The sequence below is a fragment of the Streptomyces sp. NPDC002004 genome (assembly GCF_053593975.1).
On record NZ_JBSFDP010000028.1, the window covers coordinates 22,768 to 38,159 of the forward strand.

Consider the following 15,392-nt stretch of genomic DNA (forward strand, 5'->3'; position numbering starts at 1 on the left):
GCGGCGTACGGCACGGGACACGCGGGATCCGGACCGGACGGCCGAGCGGCGGGACCTGCTGCGCCCCCCGGGACCATGTCGCACCGGGCGGCCCCTGCCGATACTGGACGGATGACCTTCCGCCTGAACACCGTGCACACGGCCGACCTCGGCATCGGTGAACTCCGCGCCGTCCGGACCCTGGTGGACGAGGCCTTCGAGGGGGACTTCGGGGACGAGGACTGGGAGCACGGGCTCGGGGGAGTGCACGCCGTGGTGCGGTGGGGCGCGGACGTCGTCGCACACGGAGCCGTGGTGCAGCGGCGCGTGCTGCACCACGGCCGCTCGCTCCGGGTCGGATACGTCGAGGCCGTCGCCGTACGGGCCGATCTCAGGCGCCGGGGCCTCGGAGGCCGGGTGATGGGGGAGCTGGAACGGGTGATCGACGCCGCTTACGCGCTGGGTGCGCTGTCCGCGTCGGAGGCCGGAGCCCCGCTGTACGCGGGCCGGGGGTGGCGGGTCTGGCCCGGGCGCCTCGGCACGCTGGGCCCGGACGGCGTGGTCCCACTCCCCGAGGAGGAGGGCACCACCTACGTCAGGGGCGGCGCCGCCCTCGACCCGGAATCCGCGCTCCTCTTCGACTGGCGGGACGGGGATGTGCTTTAGAGGGTGTCCTGCCGATCATGCCGGGCGCGCCCGAGGTATCCGGCGGCCGCGGCCGGTCGGGTGATCACTTGTGCGTCGGCCGATGGCCGGAAGACCCCAGGTCCGGGCCGTTTCGAAGGCCGCGAGGGCGCGGTCCGTCTCAGATAGTAGGAAGTCCGAGTAATTGTGGAGACAGATGCTCGGTCCTCGCTTAGCTTTGTAGGAGCCGAACGTCTCGCTCGATCAAGCGAATGCGGTCGAGAGCAGGCGCCCTCAGGCAGGTGATCCCTGCGGCGCGCGCTCCCCGCTCTTCCGGCGTCTCGCACACCCTCGCCGTACTCCCGGATCCACTTAGGAGTCGATCACCATGCCCGAGACGACCGTCCGCCGCCGAGTCCGTCACACCTCCCGTATGACCGAGTCCGAGCGCAAGAACGCCGCCGCCGCCCTCCAGCGTGCCCTCGACCGCAGGGACAACGGCGGCGAGACCGGGCACTGAGCGGCCCGTCCACTCGTCGGACAGTCACGCGCCTCGCCCGATCCCGAAGCGGTCGGCCCGTCGGGGCGCACGTCCGGCCATGCCCGTCCGGCTGACGCCGGTACAGCCCCTGTTGGCGGGGATCTCGCCCCAACGGGGGCCGTACCCATGGGTGGAGCCAGGCCGGCGAAACCCCGCGCAGGCGACCCCGCCGCTCGTGGCGCGCCCGGCTCCCTGTGCGACCCCGCCGAGCCCACGTTCAAGATCCGTCCGAATGGCGGACGGCTCGTGTCATTCCCTGGAACACGGGAGTAGGGTGCCGACATGTCTCGCAGCATCAATCTCGCAGTGATCCCCGGTGACGGCATCGGTCAGGAGGTCGTGGCCCAGGGCCTCAAGGTCCTGAACGCGGTGCTACCGCAGGACGTGAAGCTGGAGACCAAGCAGTACGACCTCGGCGCCCAGCGCTGGCACCGCACCGGCGAGACCCTGCCGGACGCGGAGCTGGAGCAGCTCAAGCAGCACGACGCCATCCTGCTCGGTGCGATCGGTGACCCGTCCGTGCCGTCCGGCGTGCTGGAGCGGGGGCTGCTGCTCAAACTGCGGTTCGCCTTCGACCACTTCATCAACCTGCGGCCGAGCAAGCTCTTCCCGAACACCACGACTCCGCTGGCCGGGCGCCCCGACATCGACTTCGTCGTCGTCCGCGAGGGCACCGAGGGCCCGTACACGGGCAACGGCGGTTCGCTGCGCACGGGCACTCCGGCGGAGGTCGCCACCGAGGTCAGCGTCAACACGGCGTACGGCGTCGAGCGTGTCGTCCGTGACGCGTTCGAGCGGGCCAATGCCCGTCCGCGCAGGAAGCTGACCCTCGTCCACAAGAACAACGTCCTCGTGTACGCCGGCCACCTGTGGAAGAACACCTTCGACAAGGTCGCCCAGGAGTACCCGGACGTCACCACCGACTACCTGCACGTCGACGCGGCGACGATCTTCTTCGTCACCCAGCCGGAGCGCTTCGACGTCATCGTCACCGACAACCTCTTCGGCGACATCCTCACCGACCTCGCCGCTGCCGTGACCGGCGGCATCGGCCTGGCCGCGTCCGGCAACATCAACCCCACCGGCGCCTTCCCGTCGATGTTCGAGCCGGTGCACGGCTCCGCGCCCGACATCGCGGGCACGGGCAAGGCCGACCCGACCGCGACGATCCTGTCCGTCGCCCTCCTGCTGCGCCACCTCGGCTACGAGTCCGAGGCCGGCCGCATCGAGGACGCCGTCTCCGCCGACCTGGCGGAGCGCGACGGCACGCCGCGCACGACGGACCGGATCGGCGACGCCCTCGCCGTACGAGTAGCCGGCTGATCCGGCGGATTCATCGAAAGCCGCCGGAGCCCACTGGGCACCCCGGCGGCTTTTCGTATGCGGCGCCGGGTGCCACCATCGACCCCTGGGCCGCAATCACGCTGTTCCGACCACGGTCCCCCACGCGCGATAATCGAACGTGGGGCCGCGGAATGCAGGGAAGCTCGGACGTCCTAGCAGTTGACACCCCGTGTCGACGAAGGCGTGAGCGCGGTCCGTTCCAACCACACGGTGAAGGACAAGCACTCATGACGACGCCCACGATCGAGCTCAAGCCCTCCTCGCACCCGCTGTCCGACGCGGAACGCGAAGCGATCCTCGCCAACCCCGGGTTCGGCCGCCACTTCACCGACCACATGGTGACGATCAAGTGGACGGAGGGTCGCGGCTGGCACGACGCCCAGCTGGTGCCGTACGCGCCGCTTTCGATCGACCCGGCCAACATGACCCTGCACTACGCGCAGACCATCTTCGAGGGCCTCAAGGCATACCGCCGTCCCGACGGCTCCGTCGCCACCTTCCGGCCGGAGGCGAACGGCGACCGCTTCCGGGCCTCGGCCCGCCGGCTGGCCATGCCGGAGCTGCCGACCGAGCTGTTCGTCGCCGCGTGCGACGCGCTCGTCAAGCAGGACATGGCGTGGGTGCCCGCGGACGGCGAGCAGTCGCTCTACCTGCGGCCGTTCATGTTCGCCACCGAGGTCGGCCTCGGCGTGAAGCCCGCGAACGAGTACCTCTTCATCGTGATCGCCTCGCCCGCCGGGGCGTATTTCAAGGGCGGCGTGAAGCCCGTCTCCATCTGGCTCTCCGAGGACCGCGTGCGCGCGGTCCCCGGCGGTATGGGCGACGCCAAGACCGGCGGCAACTACGCCGCGTCGCTGCTCGCCCAGGCCGAGGCCGCACGCCACGGCTGCGAGCAGGTCGCCTACCTCGACGCCGTGGAGCACAGGTGGGTCGAGGAGCTCGGCGGCATGAACCTGTACTTCGTGTACGGCGACAAGATCGTCACCCCTGAGCTCACCGGCTCGCTCCTCGCCGGCATCACCCGCGACTCCCTCCTCACCGTCGCCCGCGACCTGGGCTACGCGTCGGAGGAGGGCCGCATCTCCATCGACCAGTGGCAGGCCGACACGGAGAACGGCAGCCTGACCGAGGTCTTCGCCTGCGGCACCGCGGCCGTGATCACCCCGGTCGGCACGGTCAAGCGCTCCGGCACCGAGTGGAAGCAGTCGGGCGGCGAACCCGGCGAGGTCACGCTGAAGCTGCGCCAGGCCCTGCTCGACATCCAGCGCGGTGTCGCGGAGGACAAGCACGGCTGGATGCACGCCATCGACTAGGAGCACGTTCCGGCGGTGCCGGGCGGCCGCAACCCGCCCGGCACCGCCGGAGACCCATGACCAGGGGATGTCCGTGCCGGTCACCCCTGGTCCACCGGGACACCCCCTAGGGCACCAGTGCGGCGCCGGCCTCCTCCGCGGCCTCGTCGGACCGCGGCGCCGCCTGCGGCACCCGCGCCGTGAGCGCCGCATAGGCCACTCCGCCCACCAGCCCCGACAGCAGGAAGCTGCAGTCGACGCCTCCCGTGAGGGAGAGCAGGGGGCCCTGGTACGAGGGGAGGGAGACGCCGAGCAGGCCGACGCCGGCGCCGAGCGCCCAGGACACGGTGGCCCGGGGGTTCCAGCCCGCCCGGTACCAGTACACGCCGCCCCGGGAGCGGCGGTTGAACACCTGGAGGGCGTCGGCGTCGTACCGGCCGCGGCAGCGCACGAAGCCGGTCAGCGTGATCACCGCCCACGGTGTACCGATCGCGGTGAGCAGCAGCACGAACGACGTCATGGCGTCCTGCGCGTCCCACAGGAAGTGCCCCACGAAGACGCAGACCGTGGCGACGACGGCCACGGCGCAGGTGGCCCGGGCACGTGACGCCCTCGGCAGGATGGCGTCGAGGTCGAGGCCCATGGAGTACAGCATCAGTCCGGCGTTGCCGACCGACCCGGCGGACGCGGAGAGCAGCAGCGGCACCAGGTACCAGACGGGCGACGTGCTCACCAGCGGCCCCGCGTAGTCCAGGGCGGAGCCCGCGGCGAAGGCCGTGAAGGTGCCGAACAGCTGGGGCACCAGCAGACCCGCGATCAGTCCCAGCCAGGAGGCCTTCAGGATGCTGCGCGAGGAGTGCCGGGCCGGCGAGATGTAGCGCGTGTAGTCGCCGAGCAGCGTGATGAACGCGACGGGGCCGCTGAGTCCGGCCGCGACGAGCGCGAGCATCCAGGTCGGCCAGAAGGACCCGAGCAGATAGCCGCCGGAGTCCGCCAGCGCACCGGTCGAGAAGTGCGGCGCGTAGGCGACGACGCCCAGGACGAGCAGGGCGGTCATGCCGATGGAGAGGACCTTCGACATCCTCAGCAGGACCCGGTAGCCGTACACGGCGCCCGCGACGGTGGCGCCGGCCAGCACCGCGTACACGAGGGCGTACGAGGCGCCGCCCACCGGCAGCCCGAGCATGCGGTGCAGCGTGCCGACCATGACGTCGCCGCCGATCCACACGGTCAGCGCGGTGTAGCCGAGCGCGAGCAGCAGGCCGACGACCGAGCCGACGAGCCGTCCGCGCACGCCGAACTGCGCGCCCGACGAGGTGGACAGGTTGGTGGCGGTGCGCAGCGAGATCAGCGCGAGCGGCGCGGTGAGCGCGGTGCCGAGCACCGTGCCCGCGACGATGGCGGTGACGGACTGCCACCAGTTGAGCCCGAAGGACGGGGGCAGCCAGCCGAAGATGATGACACCGAGGCAGAGGTTCGAGCCGAGCAGGATCGAGACCAGATCCCGGGGGCCGCTGGTGCGTTCCTCGTCCGGGATGGTGTCGACACCGCGAGTTTCTATCGCCATGGGGGGCCTTTGTCGCTCGACGACGGGGGAAGTTTAGAGCGATGTTCAATGTGACTTACTCAATCAGTCCCGTCAACGTTTCAGTGTTGTGAATCTCAGGGTGTGGAAGGTTAGAGTGACGTTCTAAGCGAGCGTGCGATGCGTTCGCGGTCAAGTCACGGACGTTCGGACACGGAGGTGTGGTGGCGTGCGACTGACCCCCACGGAACGCGACCGGCTGCTGCTCTTCGGGGCCGCCGAGCTGGCCCGGGCCCGTAAGGCCCGCGGCCTCCGGCTGAACGTCCCCGAGACCGAGGCGCTGATCGCCGACACGGTCTGCGAGGCCGCCCGCGACGGCGCCCGCCTCGCCGAGGCCATCGAGCGCGCCCGCTCGGTCCTCGGCCCCGACGACGTCCTGCCCGGCGTGGCCGACATCGTCACGGAGGTCCATGTGGAGGCCGTCTTCGACGACGGCTCCCGGCTCGCGGTCGTCTCCGACCCGGTCACGGGCAGCGGCCTCGGCTCCGACGCGCCGGGCGCCCTGCTGCCGGGACCGGAGCACGCCGACCCGAAGGCACGCGTGACGCTGACCGTCCGGAACACCGCCACCGTCCCGGTCTCCGTCACCTCGCACTTCCACTTTTTCGAGGCCAACCCGCGCCTCGACTTCGACCGCGCGTCCGCCTACGGCATGCACCTCGCGATCCCGGCCGGCTCGTCCCTGCGGTTCGGGCCCGGCGAGAGCGTCGACGCGGGGCTCGTGCCCATCGGCGGCGCCCGGGTCGCGATCGGTTTCGCCGGTCTTGTGGACGGCCCGCTGGACGCGCCCGGCGCGAAGGAAGAGGCCCTGCGGCGCGCGGCGGCCTGCGGCTATCTCGGAGCGGAGGCGAAGTGATGGACCCCTACGAGTACGCATCGGTGCACGGCCCGCGCGCGGGCGACCGCATCCGGCTCGGCGACTCGGGCCTGACCATCCGGGTCGAGTCCGACGCGCAGCGTTACGGCGACGAGTTCCTGGCCGGATTCGGCAAGACCGCGCGCGACGGACTGCACCTCAAGGCCGCCGCCGTCCGCGAGACCTGCGACGTGGTCATCAGCAACGTCGTCGTCATCGACGCGGTGCAGGGCATCCGCAAGGTGTCCATCGGCATCCGCGAGGGCCGCATCTGCTCGATCGGCCGGGCCGGCAACCCCGACACCCTCGACGGCGTGGACGTCGTCGTGGGCACCGGCACCTCGATCGTGTCCGGCGAAGGCCTGATCGCGACCGCGGGCTCCATCGACACCCACGTCCACCTGCTCTCCCCGCGCATCATGGAGGCCTCGCTGGCCTCCGGGGTCACCACGATCATCGGCCAGGAGTTCGGCCCCGTGTGGGGCGTCGGCGTCAACTCGCCGTGGGCGCTGAAGCACGCCTTCAACGCCTTCGACGCCTGGCCCGTCAACATCGGCTTCCTGGGCCGCGGCTCCTCCTCCGACCCGGCCCCGCTGGTCGAGGCCCTCGCCGAGGGCGGCGCCTCCGGCTTCAAGGTCCACGAGGACATGGGCGCCCACACCCGCGCCCTGGACACCGCACTGCGGGTCGCCGAGGAGTACGACGTCCAGGTCGCGCTGCACAGCGACGGGCTGAACGAGTGCCTCTCCGTCGAGGACACCCTGAAGGTCCTCGAAGGACGCACCATCCACGCCTTCCACATCGAGGGCTGCGGCGGCGGACACGTGCCCAACGTGCTCAAGATGGCGGGCGTGCCCAACGTCATCGGGTCCTCCACCAACCCGACCCTGCCCTTCGGCCGGGACGCGGTGGCCGAGCACTACGGCATGATCGTCTCCGTCCACGACCTGAAGACCGATCTGCCCGGCGACGCGGCCATGGCCCGCGACCGCATCCGGGCCGGAACGATGGGCGCCGAGGACGTGCTGCACGATCTGGGCGCGATCGGCATCACCTCCTCCGACGCCCAGGGCATGGGCCGCGCGGGCGAGACCGTGCGCCGCACCTTTGCCATGGCCGGCAAGATGAAGGCCGAGCTGGGGCCCCTTCGTCCCCATGACGGTGCGGCCGGCGACGGGGACGGCGACGACAACGCCCGCGTCCTGCGCTACATGGCCAAGCTGACCATCAACCCGGCGATCGCCCACGGCCTCGCCCACGAGGTCGGCTCGCTGGAGCCCGGAAAGATGGCCGACATCGTGCTGTGGCGCCCGGAGTTCTTCGGCGCCAAGCCCCAGATGGTCCTCAAGTCCGGCTTTCCCGCGTGGGGCGTCACCGGCGACCCGAACGCGGCGACCGACACCTGCCAGCCGCTCGTCCTCGGCCCCCTGTTCGGCGGCCACGGCGCGACACCCGCCGACATCTCGGTGGCGTTCGTGTCGCAGGCCGCGGCCGCCCTCGGCACCGACCGGATGCCCACCCGCCGGCGGCGCGTCGGTGTCCGCGGCACCCGCGGTATCGGCCCCGCCGACCTGCTGCTCAACTCGCGCGTCGGCCACGTCGACGTGCACGGCGACACCGGCCTGGTCACCCTCGACGGCGACCCGCTCCGCTCCGAACCGGCCGAGTCCGTATCGCTCAACCGTCTCTACTTCCTCTGAGGTCCGAGACCGCCCCGGAGGTCCGCACCCGGACCCCGACACCACCCCGGACACCACCCCGGACGCCCGCCCCCAGCCAAGGACGTATCCCCATGACCGCTGCCGCAGACGGCTTCCGCATGCCCGCCGAGTGGGCTCCCCACGAGCGCACCTGGATGGCCTGGCCCAGCCCCAACCCGACCTTCACCGACGACGAGGAACTGGCCGAGGCCCGCCGCGCCTGGGCGGACGTGGCCCGCGCGGTCCGCCGCTTCGAGCCAGTGACCGTGGTCTGCGCCCCCGGTGACTCGGCGCCGGCCCGTGACCTTCTCGGCGACGGCATCGAGACCGTCGAGCGCGAGCTCGACGACGCCTGGATGCGCGACATAGGCCCCACCTTCCTCACCAACGACCGCGGTGAGCTCGCCGCGGTGGACTGGACCTTCAACGGCTGGGGCGCCCAGGACTGGGCCCGCTGGGAGCACGACTCCAAGATCGGTGCGTATGTCTCCGACCTCGCCGGGGCGCGGACGTACACCTCCACGCTGGTCAACGAGGGCGGCGCCATCCACGTCGACGGCGAGGGCACCGTGCTCCTCACCGACACCGTGCAGCTCGGCCCCGAGCGCAACCCGCACTGGACCCGCGAGCAGGTCGAGGCGGAGATCCACGCCCACCTCGGCACCCGCAAGGCGATCTGGCTGCCCCGCGGCCTCACCGGCGACTACGGCCGGTTCGGCACCCGCGGCCACGTCGACATCGTCGCCGCGTTCGCCGGCCCCGGCACCGTCGTCGTGCACAGCCAGCCCGACCCGGCGCACCCCGACCACGAGGTGTGCAAGGAGATCGCCGGCATCCTCAGGAGCGCGACCGACGCCTGGGGCCGCACCCTGGAGGTCGTCGAGGTCCCCGCCCCCACCAAGCTGGTCGAGGACGGCGAGTGGGTCGACTACTCGTACATCAACCACTACCTCTGCAACGGCGGTGTGGTGCTGTGCTCCTTCGACGACGAGCGCGACGAGCTCGCCGCGGGCATCTTCCGCCGGCTCTTCCCCGAGCGGACCGTGACCCTGGTGGACGCACGTACGATCTTTGCCGGGGGCGGCGGCATCCACTGCATCACGCAGCAGCAGCCCAGGATGTGACCATGCACTGACGGAGGAGGGCGAATGGCCGGTCCGGCCCGCGCGCGGAGGAACGCGCCGCCGCGCGAGGAAGTGCTGGCCGCCGCGATGGCGATGATCGCCGAACGCGGTCTGGAGAAGCTCACCATGGCCGCGCTCGGCCGCGAGGTCGGCATGAGCAGCGGCCATCTCCTCTACTACTTCCGCTCCAAGGACGAGCTGCTGCTGCGCACCCTGGAGTGGAGCGAGGGCCGGCTGGGCGCCGAGCGCGGCCGGCTCCTCGCCGGCCGGGGCACGGCGCCTGAGCGCCTCGACGCCTATGTCGACCTGTACGTCCCCGACGGCCACCGCGACCCCCACTGGACGCTCTGGCTGGAGGTCTGGAACCGCTCCCTCAACGCCGACGAGGAGGGCCGCGACCGCCAGGCCGCGATCGAGGGCGCCTGGCACCGCGACCTGGTGGCCCTCGTCGCCGAGGGCATCTCGCGCGGCGAGTTCCGCGCGGTCGACCCCGACCGCTTCGCCACCCGGCTGCGGGCGCTCCTGGACGGCTTCAGCATCCACGTCGCGATCGGGCTGCGCGGCAGCGCCCGGGACCTGGCCCTCGGCCACGTACGGGAGTTCGTCGACGAGGCGCTGCTGCCGTGACCGCCGCCGCGCCCCGGTGCGGCCCCGCCCGTACGGCCCGCCGTGAACGCAACGCACGCAAGTACGCAAGATCGTGACGTCCCGCGTCCTTGTCGTGACGCAGTGCGCTCGGGCACCGTGACCGGTCATGGGACGACAGCAGTGGAAGAAGATCTGGGTCGGCTCGGCCGGCAACATGGTCGAGTGGTTCGACTGGTTCGTGTACGCCAGCTTCGCCACGTACTTCGCGGGAGCCTTCTTCCCCAGCGAGAACCCCACCGCCCAGCTGATGAACACCGCCGGCATCTTCGCCGTCGGATTCTTCATGCGCCCGGTCGGCGGCTGGCTCCTGGGCAGGGTCGGCGACCGCAGGGGCCGCAAGGCGGCGCTCACCCTCACCGTCACCCTGATGTCGGCGTCCGCGATCCTCATCGCGATCGCGCCGACCTACGCGGTCGCGGGCTACGGCGGCGCACTGGTGCTGCTCGTCGCCCGGCTCCTCCAGGGCCTGTCGGTCGGCGGCGAGTACGCGGCCAGCGCCACCTACCTCACCGAGGCGTCCGACCCGAAGAAGCGCGGCTTCGCCTCCAGCTTCCAGTACGTGTCGATGACCGCGGGGCAGATCGTCGGCCTCGGCCTGCTGATCCTGCTCCAGCGCACCATGTCCGACACCGCGCTGCACAGCTGGGGCTGGCGCATCCCGTTCGTCGTCGGCGCCCTGGGCGCGGCGGTCATCTTCTACCTGCGCCGCTCCATGCTGGAGACCGAGGTGTACGAGGAGGCCGCGGCCGGCGCGGACCGGGGCACGCTGCGCGCCCTGTGGGGGCACCGGCGCGAGGCCTTCCTCGTCATCGCCCTCACCATGGGCGGCACCGTCGCCTACTACACGTACACGACGTACCTCACCAAGTACCTCTCGAACTCCGCCGGCCTGTCCAAGCAGACCGCGACCCTGGTCTCCTTCTGCGCCCTGATCGTCTTCGCCGCCCTGCAGCCCGTCGCCGGGCGTCTCTCCGACCGCGTCGGCCGCCGTCCCCTCCTGATCACCTTCGCGGTCGGCTCCACCTTCCTCACCGTGCCGGTCATGACCCTGCTGGGACACGCGGACGGCTTCTGGCCGGCGCTCGGCCTGTCCCTGCTGGCGCTGATCGTGGTCACCGGCTACACGTCGATCAACGCCTGTGTGAAGGCCGAGCTCTTCCCCACGGGCATCCGGGCCCTCGGCGTGGCCCTGCCCTACGCCCTCGCCAACGCGCTCTTCGGCGGAACCGCGGAGTACGTGGCCCTCTGGTTCAAGGACGCCGGCATCGAGTCCGGCTTCTTCTGGTACGTGTCGGGGTGCGCGGCCGTCAGCCTGGTGGTCTACCTGACCATGCGGGAGACGAAGGACCTGGACCTGACCGAGGCCGGTACCCGGTCCGAAGTGCCCGTATCGTGAGACCGCCGTCCGCCGGACGCGGTCCTTGTGGCAAACTGCCGGACATGTTCGCCGTCGCCATGATTATGGGCAACAGCGCGCCGGTCCGCAGTGACCGCTGACCCGCGGAAGACAATCCGCGACAGCGGCACCGTGTCCCAGACCCGCGCGCAGACCTCTCGCATCCGCGAGGGGTCTTTTCGTTTCCCGGCCCACCTCGCCGGGGGCGGCCCGCACGCGATGATGGGGACAGGTGGATCCAGAAGAGGTTTCCGGAGCCACTCACTCGACAGGAGTCAGACAGCCATGACGAGTCCCGGCCACCAGGCCACCGACGACAGTTTCCACGTCTTCGACACGACGCTGCGCGACGGCGCGCAGCGCGAGGGCATCAACCTCACCGTCGCGGACAAGCTGACCATCGCGCGGCACCTGGACGACTTCGGAGTGGGCTTCATCGAGGGCGGCTGGCCGGGCGCCAACCCGCGCGACACGGAGTTCTTCGCCCGCGCCCAGCAGGAGATCACCTTCCGGAACGCGCAGCTCGTCGCCTTCGGCGCCACCCGCCGCGCGGGCGGCAGAGCCGCCGACGACCCGCAGGTGAACGCCCTGCTGAACTCCGGCGCCCCCGTCGTCACGCTGGTCGCCAAGGCGCACGACCGGCACGTCGAGCTCGCGCTGCGGACCAGTCTCGAGGAGAACCTGGAGATGGTCCGCGACACCGTCTCCTACCTCCGCGAGAACGGCCGCCGCGTCTTCGTGGACTGCGAGCACTTCTTCGACGGCTACCGCGCGAACCCCGAGTACGCCAAGGCCGTCGTGCGCGCCGCCGCCGAGGCCGGGGCCGATGTGGTCGTCCTGTGCGACACCAACGGCGGCATGCTTCCCGCGCAGGTCCAGGCCGTCGTCTCCACCGTGCTCGCGGACACCGGCGCCCGGCTCGGCATCCACGCCCAGGACGACACCGGCTGCGCCGTCGCCAACACCCTCGCGGCGGTCGACGCCGGCGCCACCCATGTGCAGTGCACCGCCAACGGCTACGGCGAGCGCGTCGGCAACGCCAACCTCTTCCCGGTCGTGGCAGCCCTGGAGCTGAAGTACGGCAAGAAGGTGCTGCCCGAGGGCTCGCTGCGCGAGATGACCCGCGTCTCGCACGCCATCGCCGAGGTCGTCAACCTGACGCCGTCCACGCACCAGCCGTACGTCGGTGTCTCCGCCTTCGCCCACAAGGCCGGCCTGCACGCCTCCGCGATCAAGGTCGACCCGGACCTGTACCAGCACATCGACCCCGAGCTGGTCGGCAACCGCATCCGGATGCTCGTCTCCGACATGGCCGGCCGCGCCTCCATCGAGCTCAAGGGCAAGGAGCTCGGCGTCGACCTCGGCGGGGACCGCGAACTGGTCGGCCGCGTCGTGGAGCGGGTCAAGGAACGCGAGCTCAACGGCTACACCTACGAAGCGGCCGACGCCTCCTTCGAGCTGCTGCTGCGCGAGGAGGCCGAGGGCCGGGCGCGCCGGTACTTCCGCACCGAGTCGTGGCGCGCCATCGTCGAGGACCGGCCCGACGGCACCCATGCCAACGAGGCCACCGTGAAGCTGTGGGCCAAGGGTGAGCGGATCGTCGCCACCGCCGAGGGCAACGGCCCGGTCAACGCCCTCGACCGTGCCCTGCGCGTCGCCCTGGAGCGCTTCTACCCGCAGCTCGCGAAGTTCGAGCTCGTCGACTACAAGGTCCGCATCCTGGAGGGCAAGCACGGTACGCAGTCCACGACCCGCGTGCTGATCTCCACGACGGACGGCACGGGCGAATGGTCCACGGTCGGCGTCGCGGAGAACGTGATCGCCGCCTCCTGGCAGGCCCTGGAGGACGCCTACACCTACGGGCTGCTGCGCGTGGGGGTCGAGCCGGCGGAGTAGGCCGCCGCGCCGGGGACCGGTCCGGCGGGCCGGAGATCCGGCACCGGTGTCCCGACTGCGTTAGCGTCGACACATGAGGCACATGCGCCCGGCGACACGACTCCTCACCTCGCTGTCCGGACTTCTGCTGGCCCTGTGCGCCGCGACCTTCACGGCGCCGGGGGCACTCGCGGTGCCCTCGGTCAGTGATGTGTCGACCGTGGCCGACGCCTTCAAGAAGGGACCCGTGTACGTCGATCCGGCGGCCTCGGGCCAGCTGTCCACGGCCCAGGCGGACGTGCTCACGAAGAAGATCAAGGACGCCGGCAAACCGGTGTTCGTGGCCGTGCTGCCCGCGGACTTCCCGAAGACCGACCTCTTCACCGACCTGCGCACCAAGACCGGCATCACCGGCGTCTACGGCGTCCGGCTGGGCGACGCGTTCGACGCCCGCGCCGATCACACCGTGATGTCGCGGCAGGCCGTGCAGAACCTGGTGGGCAGCGTGCAGGGCGAGCCCGCCGCCACCCAGCTGACCGACTTCGTCGACACGGCCGTCGGCACCGCGCGCGGCTCGGCCCCCTCCTCGTGGGGCGATGGAGGCGGCGGGGTGTCGACCGGCGCGTGGATCGGCGTGGGTGCCGTCGTCGTGGCGGGCGCCGCGGGTGTGTACGCGCTCTCGCGGCGCAACCGGCGCCGGCACGAGGAGGAGCAGCGCCGCGCCCTCGAACGGCTCCGCGTGGTCGTCGACGAGGACATCACCGCCTTCGGCGAGGAGCTCGACCGGCTCGACTTCCACCCCGCCGAGGCGGGCGCAGACGACGCGATGCGCGCGGACTACGAGCGCGCACTCGACTCGTACGAGAAGGCGAAGCAGATCATGGCGGAGGCCCGGCGCCCGGAGGACGTGCGCGGGGTGACGGAGGCCCTGGAGGACGGGCGGTTCTCGCTGGTGCAGCTCGCCGCACGCCGGGAGGGCCGGCCCCTGCCGGAGCGCAGGGCGCCCTGCTTCTTCGACCCGCGCCACGGCCCGTCGGTCGTCGACGCCGCGTGGACGCCACCGGGCGGCGCGCCCCGTGAGGTGCCGGTCTGTGCCGCCGACCAGGCGCGCATCGCCGACGGAGCCGAGCCGATGGTGCGCCAGGTGGACACCGACTACGGCCGCCGTCCCTACTGGGACGCGGGCCCGGCGTACGGCCCCTGGGCCGGCGGGTACTTCGGCGGCGGACTGCTCCCGGGCCTCCTCGTGGGAACCCTGCTCGGCAACCTGATGTCCAGCCCGTCCTACGCCGCCGACTACGGCGCCGGTTACGGCGACTTCGGCGGCCAGTTCCAGGGCGGCGACTACTCGGGTTCGGACTTCGACCCGGGCGACTTCGGGGGCGGCTTCGGGGGCGGCGACTACGGCGGGGGAGGGGACTTCGGCGACGGGGGCGGCGGCGACTTCGGCGGAGGCGGGGACTTCGGGGGCGGCAGCTTCTAGGAGCTTCCCCCGCGCGCGCGTTCGCCGCGCGGGGCCGCCCGGGGGTGGCTAGCGTGAGGATCCGGATCGTCCGTCGGACAGGAAAGGGTCACGGTCATGACCGCACCGCCGGAGGGAACCCCGTGCTGGGCCGATGCGATGTTCGGCGACCTGGAGGGGGCGAAGAGTTTCTACGGTGGCGTCCTCGGCTGGACGTTCGGCGAGTCGGCGTCGGAGTTCGGCAACTACACCGAGGCGTCCAGCGACGGCAGGGCCGTGGCCGCCGTGGTGCCGCCGATGCCGGGGCAGGAGGGGCATGCAGCCTGGTGCCTGTACTTCGCTTCGGCGGACGCCGCCGCCACCGCCGAGCGGATCCGCGCCCATGGCGGCGAGGTGCTGATGGGGCCGATGCAGGTCGGCGACTTCGGCTCGATGGTCCTGGCCCGCGACCCGAGCGGTGTCGCCTTCGGGGTCTGGCAGGCGGGCACGCACGAAGGGTTCCAGGCGACGGGCGAGCCCGGGACGTACTGCTGGGCCGAGGTCTTCACCCGGCAGCCCGCGAAGTCGGACGCCTTCTTCACCTCGGTGTTCTCGTACGGAGCCCAGCAGGTCGTGGACGACGCGGTCGACTTCAAGCTCTTCAGGCTCGGCTCGGACACGGTTCTGGGCCGGATGAGGATGACCGACGAGTTCCCGCCGGAGGTGCCGCCGTACATCAACGTGTACTTCGGCGTGGACGACTGCGACGCCGCGGTGCGGCGGGCCACCGAGCGGGGCGCGATCCTCAGGTTCGGGCCGATGGACAGCCCGTTCGGCAGGTTCGCGGCCCTCAGCGACCCGCAGGGCGCGGCGTTCTCGGTGATCGACCTCGGCACCACGAAGGGCGAGATGCCCCAGCTGAAGGACGCGTGACCCTGCCCGCGTGACCCGGGCCGCCGGGCCCTGCCCGCGGGACGAAAGAGGAGC

The 15,392-nt window shown here is 71.6% G+C and carries 13 protein-coding genes; 12 read left to right on the plus strand and 1 reads right to left on the minus strand.

Annotated features, from left to right (window positions below):
* Positions 1-111: 111 nt before the first annotated feature.
* The 4 genes from ACWCP6_RS28970 to ACWCP6_RS28985 all read left to right on the plus strand — a co-directional run bounded on the left by ACWCP6_RS28970 (position 112) and on the right by ACWCP6_RS28985 (position 3,801).
* Complete coding sequence (locus tag ACWCP6_RS28970) at positions 112-645, plus strand: GNAT family N-acetyltransferase (RefSeq protein WP_450935526.1); 534 nt, start codon at positions 112-114, stop codon at positions 643-645.
* Positions 646-991: 346 nt separating this feature from the next.
* Positions 992-1,123: a hypothetical protein gene (locus tag ACWCP6_RS28975; RefSeq protein WP_450935527.1), complete on the plus strand. Its 132-nt coding sequence runs from the start codon at positions 992-994 to the stop codon at positions 1,121-1,123.
* 303 nt (positions 1,124-1,426) lie between these two features.
* Positions 1,427-2,467 carry a 3-isopropylmalate dehydrogenase gene (locus tag ACWCP6_RS28980; protein ID WP_450935528.1) on the plus strand — a complete coding sequence of 347 codons (1,041 nt, stop codon included), beginning with the start codon at positions 1,427-1,429 and terminating at the stop codon, positions 2,465-2,467.
* Positions 2,468-2,715: 248 nt separating this feature from the next.
* Positions 2,716-3,801 (plus strand): branched-chain amino acid aminotransferase, encoded by a 1,086-nt coding sequence (locus ACWCP6_RS28985; protein ID WP_450935529.1) that lies wholly within the window; start codon positions 2,716-2,718, stop codon positions 3,799-3,801.
* Between the two features lie 106 nt (positions 3,802-3,907).
* On the opposite strand, the gene ACWCP6_RS28990 is transcribed toward ACWCP6_RS28985, so the two are convergent.
* Positions 3,908-5,347 (minus strand): cytosine permease, encoded by a 1,440-nt coding sequence (locus tag ACWCP6_RS28990; protein WP_450935530.1) that lies wholly within the window; start codon positions 5,345-5,347, stop codon positions 3,908-3,910.
* Positions 5,348-5,534: 187 nt separating this feature from the next.
* Between ACWCP6_RS28990 and ureA the strand changes: the two genes are divergently transcribed.
* From ureA to ACWCP6_RS29030, 8 genes are all read left to right on the plus strand, one after another.
* Complete coding sequence (ureA, locus tag ACWCP6_RS28995; protein WP_450935531.1) at positions 5,535-6,221, plus strand: urease subunit gamma; 687 nt, start codon at positions 5,535-5,537, stop codon at positions 6,219-6,221.
* Positions 6,221-7,921: an urease subunit alpha gene (locus ACWCP6_RS29000; protein ID WP_450935532.1), complete on the plus strand. Its 1,701-nt coding sequence runs from the start codon at positions 6,221-6,223 to the stop codon at positions 7,919-7,921. Before ureA ends, ACWCP6_RS29000 begins: the two co-directional genes overlap by 1 nt.
* 92 nt (positions 7,922-8,013) lie before the next feature.
* Positions 8,014-9,045 carry an agmatine deiminase family protein gene (locus tag ACWCP6_RS29005; RefSeq protein WP_450935533.1) on the plus strand — a complete coding sequence of 344 codons (1,032 nt, stop codon included), beginning with the start codon at positions 8,014-8,016 and terminating at the stop codon, positions 9,043-9,045.
* Positions 9,046-9,069: 24 nt separating this feature from the next.
* Positions 9,070-9,672: a TetR/AcrR family transcriptional regulator gene (locus ACWCP6_RS29010; RefSeq protein ID WP_450935534.1), complete on the plus strand. Its 603-nt coding sequence runs from the start codon at positions 9,070-9,072 to the stop codon at positions 9,670-9,672.
* A 127-nt stretch (positions 9,673-9,799) separates the two neighbouring features.
* Positions 9,800-11,089, plus strand: a complete 1,290-nt coding sequence (locus ACWCP6_RS29015) for an MFS transporter (protein WP_450935535.1) — start codon at positions 9,800-9,802, stop codon at positions 11,087-11,089.
* 285 nt (positions 11,090-11,374) lie between these two features.
* A complete protein-coding gene (gene cimA, locus ACWCP6_RS29020) occupies positions 11,375-12,985 on the plus strand; it encodes a citramalate synthase (RefSeq protein WP_450935536.1) in 1,611 nt (536 codons plus the stop codon).
* A gap of 82 nt (positions 12,986-13,067) precedes the next feature.
* Positions 13,068-14,447 carry a hypothetical protein gene (locus ACWCP6_RS29025; protein WP_450935580.1) on the plus strand — a complete coding sequence of 460 codons (1,380 nt, stop codon included), beginning with the start codon at positions 13,068-13,070 and terminating at the stop codon, positions 14,445-14,447.
* A gap of 96 nt (positions 14,448-14,543) precedes the next feature.
* Complete coding sequence (locus ACWCP6_RS29030) at positions 14,544-15,338, plus strand: VOC family protein (RefSeq protein ID WP_450935537.1); 795 nt, start codon at positions 14,544-14,546, stop codon at positions 15,336-15,338.
* The last annotated feature ends 54 nt before the right edge of the window (positions 15,339-15,392 follow it).

Coding starts and splice junctions, on each gene's coding strand:
- ACWCP6_RS28970 (WP_450935526.1), top strand. CDS start 112: ATGACCTTCCGCCTGAACACCGTGCACACGGCCGACCTCGGCATCGGT.
- ACWCP6_RS28975 (WP_450935527.1), top strand. CDS start 992: ATGCCCGAGACGACCGTCCGCCGCCGAGTCCGTCACACCTCCCGTATG.
- ACWCP6_RS28980 (WP_450935528.1), top strand. CDS start 1,427: ATGTCTCGCAGCATCAATCTCGCAGTGATCCCCGGTGACGGCATCGGT.
- ACWCP6_RS28985 (WP_450935529.1), top strand. CDS start 2,716: ATGACGACGCCCACGATCGAGCTCAAGCCCTCCTCGCACCCGCTGTCC.
- ACWCP6_RS28990 (WP_450935530.1), bottom strand. CDS start 5,347: ATGGCGATAGAAACTCGCGGTGTCGACACCATCCCGGACGAGGAACGC.
- ACWCP6_RS29000 (WP_450935532.1), top strand. CDS start 6,221: ATGGACCCCTACGAGTACGCATCGGTGCACGGCCCGCGCGCGGGCGAC.
- ACWCP6_RS29005 (WP_450935533.1), top strand. CDS start 8,014: ATGACCGCTGCCGCAGACGGCTTCCGCATGCCCGCCGAGTGGGCTCCC.
- ACWCP6_RS29010 (WP_450935534.1), top strand. CDS start 9,070: ATGGCCGGTCCGGCCCGCGCGCGGAGGAACGCGCCGCCGCGCGAGGAA.
- ACWCP6_RS29015 (WP_450935535.1), top strand. CDS start 9,800: ATGGGACGACAGCAGTGGAAGAAGATCTGGGTCGGCTCGGCCGGCAAC.
- cimA (WP_450935536.1), top strand. CDS start 11,375: ATGACGAGTCCCGGCCACCAGGCCACCGACGACAGTTTCCACGTCTTC.
- ACWCP6_RS29025 (WP_450935580.1), top strand. CDS start 13,068: ATGCGCCCGGCGACACGACTCCTCACCTCGCTGTCCGGACTTCTGCTG.
- ACWCP6_RS29030 (WP_450935537.1), top strand. CDS start 14,544: ATGACCGCACCGCCGGAGGGAACCCCGTGCTGGGCCGATGCGATGTTC.